The organism is Tsukamurella conjunctivitidis, assembly GCF_007858475.1.
In the GTDB taxonomy this organism is placed as follows: Bacteria; Actinomycetota; Actinomycetes; order Mycobacteriales; family Mycobacteriaceae; genus Tsukamurella; species Tsukamurella conjunctivitidis.
This window is the reverse complement of sequence record NZ_VIGX01000002.1, coordinates 69233-82711: the sequence shown is the minus strand read 5'-3', so window position 1 is coordinate 82711 and position 13479 is coordinate 69233. Positions and strand designations below refer to the sequence as shown.

Annotated in this window: 13 protein-coding genes; 9 read left to right on the top strand and 4 right to left on the bottom strand. The window is 72.5% G+C overall.

All coding sequences use genetic code 11. The features are described 5' to 3' along the window. Positions 1-55: 55 nt before the first annotated feature. The 3 genes from FK530_RS04175 (at position 56) to erm (ending at position 2466) form a co-directional block, all read left to right on the top strand. Positions 56-769 (top strand): SDR family oxidoreductase, encoded by a 714-nt coding sequence (locus tag FK530_RS04175; protein WP_146485725.1) that lies wholly within the window; start codon positions 56-58, stop codon positions 767-769. A gap of 9 nt (positions 770-778) precedes the next feature. Further along, positions 779-1501, top strand: coding sequence for a siderophore-interacting protein (locus FK530_RS04170; protein ID WP_146485724.1), 723 nt, complete (start codon positions 779-781; stop codon positions 1499-1501). Between the two features lie 209 nt (positions 1502-1710). Beyond that, entirely contained in the window at positions 1711-2466 is a 756-nt protein-coding gene (gene erm, locus FK530_RS04165) for a 23S ribosomal RNA methyltransferase Erm (RefSeq protein ID WP_146485723.1), read from the top strand. Here erm and purT read toward each other — a convergent pair. Next, positions 2463-4190 carry a formate-dependent phosphoribosylglycinamide formyltransferase gene (gene purT, locus FK530_RS04160; protein WP_146485722.1) on the bottom strand — a complete coding sequence of 576 codons (1728 nt, stop codon included), beginning with the start codon at positions 4188-4190 and terminating at the stop codon, positions 2463-2465. The genes erm and purT overlap by 4 nt on opposite strands. Between purT and FK530_RS04155 the strand changes: the two genes are divergently transcribed. The 3 genes from FK530_RS04155 (at position 4189) to FK530_RS04145 (ending at position 7205) form a co-directional block, all read left to right on the top strand. After that, a complete protein-coding gene (locus tag FK530_RS04155) occupies positions 4189-5739 on the top strand; it encodes a sugar porter family MFS transporter (RefSeq protein ID WP_146485721.1) in 1551 nt (516 codons plus the stop codon). The two genes, purT and FK530_RS04155, sit on opposite strands and share 2 nt — an antisense overlap. Before the next feature lies 1 nt (position 5740). Beyond that, complete coding sequence (locus tag FK530_RS04150; protein ID WP_146485720.1) at positions 5741-6691, top strand: PfkB family carbohydrate kinase; 951 nt, start codon at positions 5741-5743, stop codon at positions 6689-6691. A 160-nt stretch (positions 6692-6851) separates the two neighbouring features. Continuing rightward, positions 6852-7205, top strand: a complete 354-nt coding sequence (locus FK530_RS04145; protein WP_146485719.1) for a hypothetical protein — start codon at positions 6852-6854, stop codon at positions 7203-7205. A gap of 6 nt (positions 7206-7211) precedes the next feature. Here FK530_RS04145 and FK530_RS04140 read toward each other — a convergent pair whose 3' ends face one another. Further along, positions 7212-8498, bottom strand: a complete 1287-nt coding sequence (locus FK530_RS04140) for an adenylosuccinate synthase (RefSeq protein ID WP_146485718.1) — start codon at positions 8496-8498, stop codon at positions 7212-7214. 84 nt (positions 8499-8582) lie between these two features. Here FK530_RS04140 and FK530_RS04135 point away from each other — a divergent pair, with 84 nt between their 5' ends. Next, positions 8583-9224, top strand: coding sequence for a hypothetical protein (locus FK530_RS04135; protein ID WP_146485717.1), 642 nt, complete (start codon positions 8583-8585; stop codon positions 9222-9224). Here FK530_RS04135 and FK530_RS04130 read toward each other — a convergent pair. Together FK530_RS04130 and FK530_RS04125 are read right to left on the bottom strand one after the other, a co-directional pair. Continuing rightward, complete coding sequence (locus FK530_RS04130; RefSeq protein ID WP_191834348.1) at positions 9217-10425, bottom strand: FUSC family protein; 1209 nt, start codon at positions 10423-10425, stop codon at positions 9217-9219. The two genes, FK530_RS04135 and FK530_RS04130, sit on opposite strands and share 8 nt — an antisense overlap. After that, the gene (locus tag FK530_RS04125; RefSeq protein WP_146485716.1) at positions 10385-10804 is read right to left on the bottom strand and encodes a DUF3151 domain-containing protein; all 420 of its coding nucleotides are present in this window, start codon (positions 10802-10804) and stop codon (positions 10385-10387) included. The genes FK530_RS04130 and FK530_RS04125 overlap by 41 nt, the downstream gene beginning before the upstream one ends. Before the next feature lie 98 nt (positions 10805-10902). Between FK530_RS04125 and FK530_RS04120 the strand changes: the two genes are divergently transcribed. Continuing rightward, the gene (locus FK530_RS04120) at positions 10903-12957 is read left to right on the top strand and encodes an Rv0361 family membrane protein (RefSeq protein ID WP_146485715.1); all 2055 of its coding nucleotides are present in this window, start codon (positions 10903-10905) and stop codon (positions 12955-12957) included. Next, complete coding sequence (locus FK530_RS26845; RefSeq protein ID WP_146485714.1) at positions 12954-13478, top strand: hypothetical protein; 525 nt, start codon at positions 12954-12956, stop codon at positions 13476-13478. The genes FK530_RS04120 and FK530_RS26845 overlap by 4 nt, the downstream gene beginning before the upstream one ends. Position 13479 lies beyond the last annotated feature (1 nt).

The window sequence follows — 13479 nt, the reverse complement described above, 5'->3', positions numbered from 1 at the left end:
ATTTCGAAGCGGCATTCTGTCGACAGTTCTAAATCAGAAGCACGGAGGTTCAGTAATGGCGGTCGTAGTGGTGACCGGAGCGTCCCGCGGGGTCGGCGCCGAGACGGCGGTAGCGCTCGGCGGGCGCGGGCACGACGTGGTGGTGAACTACCGCGAGAAGGAGCGCCGGGCCGAGAAGGTGTGCGAGCTGGTCCGCGAGGCGGGCGGGCGCGCGATCGCCGTGGGCGCCGACGTGACCTCCCCCGACGGGCCGGCCCACCTGCTCGACGCGGCGGTCGCGGAATTCGGCGGTGTCGACGCCGTGATCCTCAACGCCTCCGGCGGGCTCGAACTCGGCGCCGACGAGGACTACGCCATGCGGCTCAACCGGGACGCGCAGGTCGCGGCCGCCCGCGCGGCCGCGGAACGCCTGCGGCCGGGAGGGCGCATCGTCTTCGTCACCAGCCACCAGGCCCACTTCTCCGAGACCCGCCCGGTCCCCGCCGGCTACGAGCCGATCGCGGCCAGCAAGCTCGCCGGAGAGCGGGCGCTGCGCGCCTTCGCCACCGAACGGGACCTCGACCTGCGCGTCGTCTCCGGCGACATGATCGAGGGCACGATCATCGTCCGCCTCCTGGAGCGTCGCGACCCCGCGGCCGTCGAGGCCCGGCGCGCGCAGGGACCCCTCCCCACCGTCACCGAGTTCGCGGCCGCGATCGCCGGCACCGTCGACGCCGACGCGGCCGTGGCACACACCACGTATGTAGGCGGCCAGGATTATTTAGGGTAGCCTCAGCTCATGGGTAGAGGAGTGACCGGCCTGATCCTCAAGGCGATGCGGGCGGACGACTACGTTTTCACAGTGCTCTCGACGGAGTCCGTCAGCGAGCACTATCACCGCATCCGCTTCGACGGCGGTGACTTCCTGCAGGACAACCCCTGGTTCCCGACCATGTGGGTGCGCCTCTGGGTCCCCAAGAGCGGCGCCGCCACGACCGATGAGGACGAGGGCAGCCTCGTGCAGCGCGGCTACACGATCGTCGCGCCGGAGGGCTCGGAGTTCAGCATCGAGTTCGCGATCCACGACGGCCCCGCGCCCCGCTGGGCCCTCGACGCCGAGCCCGGCGACCGCATCGCCGCCACCATGATGGGCGCCGACCTGACCGTCCCGGAGGAGCCGGCACCGTCGGAGTACGTGCTCGTGGGCGACGCCGCCTCGATCCCCGCGATCAACAGCATCCTGCGCACCGCGCAGGCCCCGTGCCGCGTGTACCTCGAGTACCAGCACGACGCGGAGCGGGAACTGCCGGTGGACAGCGAGACCGTCACCTGGGTGCCGCGCGAGAACCGCGGGGCCACACTGGTGTCCACCGTCATCGGCGCGGGAATCGGCACCGAAGCCTTCCTGTTCGTCGCCGCCGAGACCAAGGCCACGCGCGAGATCACCAAGGCCGCCAAACGCGATTTCGGCCTGTCCAAGGAACGGATCAAGTCGCAGGCCTACTGGCTCCAGCGCGGGTAATCCGGTGGCGCCCCGCACTGCGCGCGCCTAGCCTGCATCCCGTGAGTTCTTCGGCAGCAGCCGCCGCAGCAGCGGCGGCAGTGGTGGACCGCGGCCGCGCATAGCGGCGGCGGAGCCTTCCCCACCTTCTCGGCTTCACCGCCCCAGCATCCTTCCGCTGGGCGGCGATTCGCGCTGCCCGGGTGATCCTCTACCCGGAGAACTCCTTCATGCCCACCCATCACGGGGGCCGTCACGAGCACGGCCAGAACTTCCTCACCGACGGTGCCGTCATCGCCCGCGTCGTCGACCTCACCCGCCGCACCGACGGCCCCATCGTCGAGATCGGTCCCGGCGCAGGCGCGTTGACCGAACCCCTACTCCGACTGGGACGTCCACTCACCGCCGTCGAGATCGACCGGCGCCACGCGGGCCGCATGCGACGCGCACTGCCTGCGGCGACCGTCGTGCACGGCGACTTCCTACAGCACCGGCTGCCCACCGAACCTCATGCGGTGGTGGGCAATCTGCCCTTCCACCTCACCACCGCCGTCCTCCGCAAGCTGCTGCACGCACAGCACTGGACCGGCGCGGTCCTCATCGTGCAGTGGGAGGTCGCACGGCGGCGGGCAGGCGTCGGCGGCGCGACGATGATGACCGCGCAGTGGTCGCCCTGGTACGAATTCGGCCTCGCCGGCCGGATCCCCGCCGCCGCGTTCACACCGCGGCCCGCGGTGGACGCGGGCCTGCTCACGATCACGCGCCGGCGCACCCCGCTCGTGCCGACGGCGCAGCGCCGCACGTACGCGGCCTTCGTGCACGCCGTCTTCACCGGCCGCGGCCGCGGGCTCCCGGAGATCCTCGCGGGCGTCGCGCCACGGCATCGTCGGGCCGAGGCGCGGAGGTGGGCGGTCGGACGCGGCGCCCGACTCCCCCGCGACCTCCGCACGGAGGACTGGACGGAGGCCTTCGCGCGGTTCGCCTAGTCCTGCGGGCGCTGCGGGGGCAGGCCGATGGAGGTGGCCGGGTTGTGGTCGTACTCCTCGGTCTCCGGAGTCTTCGGGCGCGTCGCGGTCTCGCCGGTCGCGGGCCGCGGGGCGGGCTGGATCGGGCGGGGCTGCGCGGGCCGCCGGGCACCGACGGGGTGCATGCTCGTCGGCGCGACCGGATCGCCCGGACCCGGCTGCGGCGGGGCCACGCGCGAGGACGGCTGTTGGGGCGGAACGACCGGCGACGCGGCGGTCGGCGGGGCCGGCGGCACCGGGGGCTGCCCCGGCCCCGGCTGCGCGGGACGCGGCGGCGGGCCCTGCGGGGGCTGGGCGGACGGGGGCTGCGGAGCCTGCTGCGCGGGTCCGGGCTGCGCGGGCCGCTGGACCGGCATCGCGCGGGTGGAGAGGTCCTCGGGCGGCTGCGGCCGCTGGATCGGTACGGCGGTGGTCTCGGGCGCGCCCTGCTGCACCGGATCGGCGCTGTCGACCACGACGACGCGGCCCGCCGCCTCGGCGGCGTTGGCGCGCGCGACCTCGACGGTGTCGGCGGTCGCGACCGCCACACCGAGCCGCCGCTTGGCGTAGCCCTCCGGCTTGCCGAACAGGCGCAGGTCGCTCTCGGGCACGTCGAGCGCGCGCGAGACGCTGTCGAAGGCCACGGAGCTGCTGTCCTTCGTCCCGTAGATCACCGCCGACGCGGCCGGCGACATCAGCGAGGTGTCCACCGGCAGGCCGAGGATCGCGCGGGCGTGCAGCTCGAACTCGGAGAGCCGCTGCGAGCCCAGCGTCACCAGGCCGGTGTCGTGCGGCCGCGGCGAGACCTCGGAGAAGTAGACGTCGTCGCCCTTGACGAAGAGCTCCACGCCGAAGACGCCGCGGCCACCCGTGCCGCCGTCGCCGAGCGCCGTGGTGATGCGGCCCGCGACGGAGGTCGCCGCGTCGTAGGCTGCCTGGCTCATGGCCTGCGGCTGCCAGGACTCGACGTAGTCACCGTCGGACTGGCGGTGCCCGATCGGCTCGCAGAAGCGCGTGACCACCTTGCCGCGATCGGTGTCGTAGACGCGCACCGTGAGCAGGGTGATCTCGTAGTCGAAGTCGACGAAGCCCTCCACGATGACCCGCTCGTTCCGGACGCGGCCGCCCTCGACGGCGTACTCCCAGGCACCGTCGAGCTCCTCGACCGAGCGCACCACGGACTGGCCCTTGCCCGAGCTCGACATCACCGGCTTGATCACGCACGGGAAACCGACCTCGCGCGACGCGGCGCGCACCTCCTCGAGCGACGAGGCGAACGCGTACGGCGAGCACGGCAGGCCGAGCTCCTCGGACGCGAGCTTGCGGATGCCCTCGCGGTCCATCGTCAGCGCGACGGCCCGCGCGGTGGGGATGACCTCGGCGAGCCCCTCCTCATCGACGGCGAGGAGGGCGTCGGTGGCGAGCGCCTCGATCTCGGGGACGACGAAGTCGGGCTTCTCCTCCTCGATGACGCGGCGCACCTCGGCGGCGTCGGTCATGTCGATGACGTGGCTGCGGTGCGCGACCTGCATCGCGGGCGCGTTCGCGTACCGGTCGACGGCGATCGTCTCCACGCCGAGCCGCTGGAAGGCGATCACCACCTCCTTGCCCAGCTCGCCCGAACCCAGCATCAGCGCCTTGGTGGCACCGGGGGTGAGCGCCGTGCCGATCCGGGGGTTGCCGCCGGTCTCGCTGAGGTTCGTCATGGGTCCATTCTGGCAAACGCGGAGCACCGCGGCGCGGCTGCCGACCTGTCGATTCGCGTTTGTTTCCGATCGTTCTGCGGTGGTGAGCGTTTCGGTTGTTCCCGCGCGGAGCGCCGCGCCGGGCGCCTACGTTCGGAGCATGAAGGCACTCGTGATCAGGAGCGCCGTGGTCGCGGCGACCGGCGGACTCATCTTCGGCTTCGACACGGCGGTGATCTCCGGTGCCGAGAAGCAGATCCAGGAGCAGTTCGGCCTGTCCGACGCCGCCCTCGGATTCACCGTCACGACGGCGCTCATCGGCACCATCGTCGGTGCGCTCGTCTCCGGCCGGCTCGCCGACCGGTTCGGCCGGAAGAAGGTGCTGTACGCGATCGGCGTGCTCTACGTCGTGAGCGCCGTCGGCTGCGCGTTCGCGCCCACCTCCTCGGTCGAGATACTCCAGCTCTTCCGATTCCTCGGCGGCCTCGGCATCGGCGCGTCGAGCGTGTGCGCCCCGATCTACACCGCCGAGATCGCGCCGCCGAAGTTCCGCGGGCGACTCGTGGGCCTGGTCCAGTTCAACATCGTCGCGGGCATCCTCGTGGCGTACGCGTCGAACGCGATCATCCGCACGGTCATGGGCGACGACCCGCACGCCTGGCGCTGGATGCTCGGGGTCATGGTCGTTCCGGCCGTCCTGTTCCTCGTCATGCTCCCGACGGTGCCGGAGACGCCCCGCTGGCTGGCCGGGCACGGCGACCTCGTGGCGGCGCGCGCCACGTCCGAGCGGCTCTGCTCCACGCCGGCCGAGGCCGACGCCCAGATGGCGGAGATCCAGGAGTCCCTGGCCGCCGAGCAGGGCCGCGAGCGCACCAGGTTCTACACCCGTGGCCACCGGAAGGTGATCCTGCTGGCCATCGCCATCGCCTTCTTCAACCAGATGTCCGGCATCAACGCGATCCTCTACTACGCGCCGCGCGTCATGCAGGACGCCGGCGCCAGCACCGATGCGGCGTACCTGATGTCGGTGGCGGTCGGCGTGATGAACCTGATCGCGACGATGGCCGCCCTCACGGTGATCGACCGGCTCGGCCGCCGGCGGCTCATGCTGATCGGCTCGGTGGGCTACCTGATCTCCCTCGGCTTCATGGCGGCCGTGATGTTCTACTACGAGAGCGACGGCCGCTCGTTCGACGGCACCTCGTCGATCCTGGTCCTGCTCGGGCTCATGGTCTTCATCGCCTCCCACGCCTTCGGCCAGGGTGCGGTGATCTGGGTGTTCCTGTCCGAGATCTTCCCCAACAGCATCCGCGGTCGCGGGCAGGCGCTCGGTAGTCTCACGCACTGGGTGTGGGCCGCGATCACGAGTTTCGCGTTCCCGCCGATCATCGGCGCCTTCGGCGGCGGCGTCGCCTTCTCGATCTTCTTCGGGTTCATGGTGCTGCAGCTGCTCTGGGTGATAAAGGTGATGCCGGAGACCAAGGGCATACCGCTCGAGGAGATGGCCGAGCGGCTGGGCCTCGACGACGCCGACGGCTCCACGGATCCGCTGGCCGCGAAGGGACATTGAGATGACCGATCGGACGCTGTGCCTGGGCGAGGCGCTCGTCGACGTGGTCCTGCGCGACGGTGCCGAGCCGTCCGAGCACGTGGGCGGGAGCCTGTTCAACGTCGCGTGCGGGCTGGCGTCGCTGGGCGATCCGACGTCGATCCTGTCGTGGTGGGGGCGGGACGTGCGCGGGCACCGCATCGCCGAGACCGCGTCGCGGGCGGGGGTCGAGGTCGTCGCCGGGTCCGACGGTGCCGCCAACACCCCGCTCGCGTACGCGCACGTCGACGCCGAGGGACGCGCGACGTACGAGTTCGACCTGGCCTGGGAGGTGCCCGACATCGGCTCCCTGGAGCGCTACGGTCACCTGCACACCGGCAGCTTCGCCGCGACACTCGCGCCGGGCGCCGACGGTGTGCGCGACGTGGTCTCCCGGATCCGGGACCACGCCACCGTCTCCTACGACCCCAACATCCGGCCCGCACTGATGGGCACGCCCGCCGAGGTGCTCCCGCGGGTGATGGAGATGATCGCGCAGTCCGACGTGGTGAAGGCCAGCGACGAGGACATCGCCTGGCTGCACCCCGACGAGCCCGTCGAGGACGTGATGCGCCGCTGGATCGCGGCGGGACCCGCGATGGTGGTGCTCACCCGCGGGCCGTGGGGCGCGTACGCGCTGCTCGCCGGCAACCGGGACATGCTGCACGTGGACCAGCTGACCGTCGACGTGGGCGACACCGTCGGGGCCGGCGACTCGTTCATGGCGGGCCTCGTCTCCGGCCTGCTCGACGCCGGCTACTTGGGCTCGCGGTACGCCGCCCGACGGCTGCGGTCCGCGCAGTGGAGCGACGTCCAGCCCGCGCTCCACCGCGCCGTCATCACCTCAGCACTCACCGTGAGCCGCGCCGGCGCCTACGCACCCTCGATGGACGAGGTCGAGGCGGTCCGCGCGCAGGATCCGACGCTGCGCTGAGCGCTCGGCGAGCGGCCGGACTCCGCGCGGCGGCCACAGACACCACGGGGCGACGCGGGCGGGTCGGATTCGCAGGCGGCTGCCAGGCGATCCCCAGGGAGCGGTCGCATCATCTGTGCAGCGCGGTCGCAGTGACCGCACCGACCGAAGCGAGAAACCGATGACCGAACCCACCGAACCGCAGGCGACGCCGACCGCGCCGATCCCGCCGGCCACCGCGACCCCGGCCGCGGACGCGGCACCGTCGAAGACCGGGCCGTCGAGGAAGCTGCTGATCGCGGCGATCGTCTTCGGACTCATCGGGATCAGCGGCGTCAGTTTCACCGCCGGCTACTGGGTCAACGAGGTCACCGGCACGCACAAGGCCCACTCCGTGCACCACCGCGGGCCGGGCGGCCCCGACGCCAAGCAGCACGGCCCCGGCCGCGGCGAGGGACCGCGGATGCACCGCGTGACCCCCACGACCGGCGCCCCCGCGACCTCGGTGACGCCCACCCCGGCCCCGACGCCCTAGCGCGACTCAGACGATGGCGCGGCGGACGATGGTCTCGTCGCGGCCCGGCCCGACGCCGATGCACGAGATGTGCGCGCCGGAGAGCTCCTCGAGCCGCAGCACGTAGTCCTGGGCGTTCTTCGGCAGGTCCTCGAAGGTGCGGCAGCCGGAGATGTCCTCCCACCAGCCGGGCATCGTCTCGAAGATCGGCTTCGCGTGATGGAAATCGGTCTGGTTGGGCGGCATCTCGTCGTACCGCACGCCGTCGATCTCGTAGGCCACGCAGATCGGCACGTTCTCGATGGAACTGAGCACGTCGAGCTTGGTGAGGAAGTAGTCGGTGATGCCGTTGACGCGGGTCGCGTAGCGGGCGATCACGGCGTCGAACCAGCCGCAGCGGCGCGCGCGACCGGTGGTGACCCCCACCTCGCCGCCGTGCTTGGCGAGGTACTCGCCCCACTCGTCGAAGAGCTCCGTCGGGAACGGGCCCGAGCCGACGCGGGTGGTGTACGCCTTGAGGATGCCCAGCACGGTCGTGATGCGGGTGGGGCCGATGCCCGAGCCCACCGACGCGCCGCCCGAGGTGGGGTTCGACGAGGTGACGTACGGGTAGGTGCCGTGGTCGACGTCGAGCAGGGTGCCCTGCGAGCCCTCCAGCAGCACCGTCTCGCCGCGCTCCAGCGCGAGGTTGAGCTCGAGGCGGGTGTCGGCGATGCGGCGCTTGAAGCTCTCCGCGAGCTCCAGCGTCTCGTCGACCACCTGGCGCGGGTCGAGCGCGCGGCGGTTGTAGATCTTGGTGAGCACCTGGTTCTTGAACTCCAGTGCCGCCTCGACCTTCTGGGTGAGGATCGACTCGTCCAGCACGTCCTGCGCGCGGACGCCGACACGGGCGATCTTGTCCTGGTAGCAGGGACCGATGCCGCGGCCGGTGGTGCCGATCTTCTTGTTGCCGAGGAAGCGCTCGGTGACCTTGTCGATGGCCACGTGGTACGGCATGAGCAGGTGCGCGTCGGCCGAGAGCAGCAGGTTCGACGTGTCCACGTCGCGCGCCTCGAGGCCGTCGAGCTCGGCGAGCAGGACCGAGGGGTCCACGACGACGCCGTTACCGATGACGTTCTTCACACCCGGGGTCAGAATGCCCGACGGGATGAGATGCAGAGCGAACTTGTCGCCGTTCGGCAGGACCACCGTGTGGCCGGCGTTGTTGCCGCCCTGGTAGCGAACCACCCACTGGAGCTTCTCCCCCAGCAGATCGGTGGCCTTTCCCTTACCTTCATCGCCCCACTGGGCGCCGATCAGCACGATCGCAGGCATGGACGATCTCCTTCCGGCCCGCACTCACCTCGATGGATTCCCCTGGATAACGTCGAGCCGTGCCGCAACCTTACAGTAGGTGCGGTGAGCTCCGTGACCCAGAGCACCGTCGTGGTGCGCGCCCCCGATGTCCGCATCCCGGGCAGCCTCCGCGACCTCGAAACGATCACCGTGGACCTCGACTCCGTGAAGTCGGAACTGAAGCAGAAGCTGACGTTCCCCCATCGGATCGTGGTCGCGGGCCCCGATGAGCTGCTGGCGGCGGTGATCGCCCGGCTCATGGCGTCGGAGCGGCTCGACGTCGAGGTGGCGTACTCGCCCACCGAGAACTCGCACGCCTCCGCCATCTACCCGCCGGGCGATCCGCTCACCGGCACCCCGCGCGCCGTGCCCCTGATCCGCGACGACCGCGGTTTCGTGCTCGTCGGCAAGGCCAAGATCACGGGTCCCGACGGCGGGCCGCTCACCGGCGAGACCTTCGTGGACTCGGAGAAGCTGTTCACGGGACAGGCGAAGGCCGTCATCGTCGAGCCGACCGGCTCGACCGATGGGGGCGGGGTCCGCGCCCGGCTCGCGAAGGGCGTGCGCCGACGGTGGCTGTCCGGTCGCGCCGCGCAGACCGGCGGGCTCGAGCTCGTCGTGACCCGCGACGGCCGCACCGATCCCAGCGTCGTGACCCGCGCGACCTTCTACCGCAACACCGACGACTGGCTGCTCATCAGCTGACGTCCGGGTCGGCATCGATCACGGGCTGCGGCTTCGTGACGGCGCGCGTGTCGCGCATCTGCGCGACGGCCGACGTGCGCGAGAGGCCCGCGACCTGCAGCAGGTCGACGATCGTCGAACGCAGCTGCCCGTAGATCATCACCTCGTTGAGCGACTCGCTCTCGGAGATCTCGTCGTGCATGGGCAGCGCATTGGCGCGTCGCGCGGCGGACCGGAGAACCCGCGCACCGTCGGCCTGGTCGGGATGCGTGCCGGGTTCGGCGAGCACCACGTCGCGCATGATCTTGAAGGACTCGGCCAGGCGGCCGACCTCGGTGACCAGCGCCGGGTCGATCCGCTCGCCGTTCTGATTCGAGGCGAGCGCGCGGCGGGCCAGTACGCGCACGTTGCGCACGGCGTTGTCGAGAGGATCGGCGATCGCCTGCAGCTTGTCCATCCGGGGCCGCGAGCTCCAGAACAGCGGCGAGACCCTCGCGATCTCGAGGCCGCCGGCGAGATCGCTGGTGAGCTGGTCCAGGTCGGGCTGGGTGGCGCGGGCGGTCTCGAGGGCCCACTCGAGCGAGGAGATGTCGCGGTCGGTGAGGCCCGCAGCGATCGACGCGACGACGCGGCGCATGGTGTCGAGCACCTTGGCCGCGTCCTTGCGGGGCCGTCGGGCGGGATTGTTCGGGATCAGTGCGGCGATCACGACACCGACGAGGCCGCCGATGAGCGCGTCGAGCATCCGGGTCCAGCCGCCCGTGGAACCGGGCGGGATCAGGGTCGCGACCAAGACGGCCGAGGACGCGGCCTGCATGGGCACGAGCGGGCCGCGATCGGCGAGCACCGCGACGGCCATCGCGATCGCGACGACGAGCGCCAGCTGCCAGGGCCCGGTGCCGATCACGGAGATGAGCAGATCGCCCACGCCGATGCCGACCGTGACGCCGCCGACCAGCTCCAGCGAGCGACGCAGCCGCTGCTGCAGGGACAGGCCCAACGAGATGATCGCGGCGATCGGCGCGAAGAAGGGCGAGACGTGCCCGATCACGTCGTTCGCGATGAACCACGCGATGCCGGCGGCGACCGCGCACTGGAGGATCGGCAGTTTGGCGTTCCAGAGCCGCTTGGTGCGGCTCTGGATCACCTGCGGCAGCGCGTTGTGCCGCCGGAGGAGCCGGCTACGCGCCGAGTCCGAGGGCGCCGGCGGCTTCGGGGTCACAGTCGTTCAACAGGTCCAGGCAGCGGAGGTACTCGTCTTCCTCGCCGATCGACTGGGCGGCGCGAGCCAGGGCGGCCACGGCTCGCAGGAAGCCGCGATTGTTCTCGTGGCTGTAGGGCACGGGACCGAAGCCCCGCCAGCCCTGGCGACGCAACTGGTCGAGGCCGCGGTGATAGCCGGTGCGTGCGTAGGCGTACGCGGTGACGGCCTGGCCGTCCTCGAGCGCGCTCTCCGCGAGCACGGCCCACGCGAGCGACGAGGTCGGCGCATCGGCGGCGACCTCGACCGCCGGGCGGCCCTGATGCAGTTGCAGTTCCGGCTCTTCGTCGATGTCGAGCAGGACCGGGGGCGGGCCGAGGAGATCTCCGAAGGACGTCATTGCTCCAGTCTTCCATGCTGCGCGGGGGCACGGGCGGACGACGTGCGACGCGGGGCGATGGGCCGGTCTCCGCGCGTACGCGCCCGCTAGGGTGTCAAGTGTTCCGCGTGCGGCGCGCCGCCGCGGAGGAGGAACGATTCACGAGCGAGGGGATGGCAGAGGCGATGGCGCGGGACGACAACCGGGGACCCCTGTCTCGACTTCGTGACCTGCGCGGACGCCTGGCGTCCTGGCCCGCCGCCCCGCTGCACGACCACCAGGCCGAGACCGCCGGCACGCTGGGCAGCGCGCCCGCGGACGCGGTGACGCCCTCGCACTCCGATTCCCTCGCGAAGCTCGTCGAGGACACCGCCCCGGCGCCGTCGCCCGGTGAGGCCGAGACCACCGCCATCCCCGTCGACGGTGCCGCCACCCCCGGTCCGTCCGGCGCGTCCGAGGCCGAGACGCGGGTGCTGCCCGCCGCCGGTCGCGGGCTGGGCGACGAGGACGCCTCCGCTGCTGCGGACGACGGTGCCGCTGCGGACGCCGAGGACGAGGGCGCGGCGGAGAGCTCGGCCGGCGAGGACGCGGAGAGCGAGGCTCCTGCCGACGCCGAGACGGGCACAGAGGACGAAGAGACGGGCACGAACGAGGAGGCGGCGTCGCCGTTGCGCACCGTCGGGCCGGTGGTGACCACTTCCCCCGGCGCCGACGAGTCGGAGACCACCGTGCTGCCCGTCGCGCAACGCCCCAGCACCGCCGAGACCACCGCTTTCGCCGCGCAGAGCCGTCCCGACGAGGAGGCTCCCGAGGAGCCCGCCGAGGACGCGCCGGCCGTCGCGGAGGCGGGCCCGGACCAGGAGAGCGCGGACCCGAGCGCCGACGAAACGGCCGCCGAGCCCGTCACCGACGAGGCCACGGACCCGCAGACCGACGACACTGCGGAGTCGGAGAGCGACGCGACCGAGGAGACCGCCGGAACCGACGAGGTTGAAGCCGAGGCTGAGGCGACCGAGGAGGCCGAGGCCGAGGAGGCCGAGGCCGTGGACGACCCGGACGGCACGGAGGACGCCGACGACGGACCGTCGGTCGGCGCTGCGACTGTCGGCGTCGCGGGAACCGCCGCGGTGGTCGCCGGCGCCGCAGCGCTCGCGGGCGACCGCCAGGACGCCGCACCGGAGACCGACGAGTCCGAGCCCGAGGGTGAGGGTGACGCCACGCCGGAGCCCGGCACCGACGACGAGCCGACCGCCGACAGCGAGACCGCGGACGCGCCGACCGCTGACGCCGATGCTCAGGACGGCACCGAGGACGCCACTGCGGGCGAGGCGGAAGCGGACGAGCCGGAGACCGACGGGGGGAGCGACGAAGCGGCATCGCCGTTGCGCACCGTCGGGCCGGTCGAAACCGCTGCGTCCGCGCCGGAGGAGACCGAGGCGCGCGAGGACGAGGCGCGCGGGAGCGACGACGCCGCCGCGACGACGGCGATCCCGACCGCGCCGCGGCCCGACCAGGCCACCATCGACACCGAGCAGAACGAGCTGCCGGACGCGACGCCCGAGACCGAGGTGCTGCCGCTCTCACCGCTGGCCGGAGCCTCCGGAGCCCCCGACGCGCCGACGCCGTCCGCACCCGAGCCCGCGCCGCCCGCGGCCGCCGAGGCCCCGCAGGCGGAGCGGCCGTCGCCCGAGTACTACGCCCCGTCCGGCGGGCAGGACGCGCCGCCGAAGAGCAGGCGCACGCTGTGGATCGTCGCGGCCGCGGTGGTGGCGGTCGTGGTCATCGTCGGCGCGATCCTGCTGCTCGTGCCCAAGTCGGGGTCGGGTTCGTCGAGCGATCCTCGGCAGCAGGCGGCCACCGCGACGACGTCGTTCATCGACGCCGTGGGCCGCGGCGATCTCGCCGCGCTGCGCGAGCAGACCTGCGGCAACGCCCAGACCTACTACGCGGGCATGGACGACGGTCAGTGGCAGCGCGTCTACGGCAACGCCAAGGCCGACGGCCTGCTCCCCGAGCTCGACGGGCTGCAGGCGGTGGAGGTACGCGGCGACAAGGCCGAGGTGCAGGTCCAGGTGCACTACGCGAACAACCCCAGCGCGAAGGTGCGCAACACGCTGACCCTGGAGAAGGACGCGGACACCTGGAAGGTGTGCACCCGGGTCGGAGCGCGATGAGCACCCCGTCGGACAAGCCCACTCTCCGCAACCCGAAACCCGCGCCGCAGGCCGCGCCCACGACCGCACCCCAGACCGGGACTCCGGCCGCGCCGGGGCCGCGGCCGGCACCGTCGGAGCCCAAGCTCGCGTACTCCGAGGTGCCGGAACGGCAGACGCCCCGGACCGACCGGATCGCGCGCGGCGCGGGTCGCGTGACGCCTCCGCGGCGCACGGCGACCCCGCCCATGGCGGCCCCGCACCGGATGGCGCCGCGCCCGCACACACCGCACGGCCCGCAGCAGCACCGGCCGCCCGCTCAGCAGGCGCGCGCGCAGCAGCCCCGGCCCGCGCAGGCGCCGCACGCGCCCGCCCGGCCCGCGCCCCCCGCCGGGGCGGCGCCCGCAGCGCCGGCGGTCCCGCCGGCGCACGACTCCGCTCCGAAACGCGCACGGCCGCGGCTCACCGGCCCGGAATGGGCGGCGGCCGCGGCCATGATCGTGCTGGTCCTGGCCGTCCTCCTCGGACTGGCCCTGGCCTGAG

Coding starts and splice junctions, on each gene's coding strand:
- FK530_RS26845 (WP_146485714.1), top strand. CDS start 12,954: ATGAGCACCCCGTCGGACAAGCCCACTCTCCGCAACCCGAAACCCGCG.
- purT (WP_146485722.1), bottom strand. CDS start 4,190: ATGACGAACCTCAGCGAGACCGGCGGCAACCCCCGGATCGGCACGGCG.
- FK530_RS04140 (WP_146485718.1), bottom strand. CDS start 8,498: ATGCCTGCGATCGTGCTGATCGGCGCCCAGTGGGGCGATGAAGGTAAG.
- erm (WP_146485723.1), top strand. CDS start 1,711: ATGCCCACCCATCACGGGGGCCGTCACGAGCACGGCCAGAACTTCCTC.
- FK530_RS04150 (WP_146485720.1), top strand. CDS start 5,741: ATGACCGATCGGACGCTGTGCCTGGGCGAGGCGCTCGTCGACGTGGTC.
- FK530_RS04145 (WP_146485719.1), top strand. CDS start 6,852: ATGACCGAACCCACCGAACCGCAGGCGACGCCGACCGCGCCGATCCCG.
- FK530_RS04175 (WP_146485725.1), top strand. CDS start 56: ATGGCGGTCGTAGTGGTGACCGGAGCGTCCCGCGGGGTCGGCGCCGAG.
- FK530_RS04155 (WP_146485721.1), top strand. CDS start 4,189: ATGGGTCCATTCTGGCAAACGCGGAGCACCGCGGCGCGGCTGCCGACC.
- FK530_RS04125 (WP_146485716.1), bottom strand. CDS start 10,804: ATGACGTCCTTCGGAGATCTCCTCGGCCCGCCCCCGGTCCTGCTCGAC.
- FK530_RS04170 (WP_146485724.1), top strand. CDS start 779: ATGGGTAGAGGAGTGACCGGCCTGATCCTCAAGGCGATGCGGGCGGAC.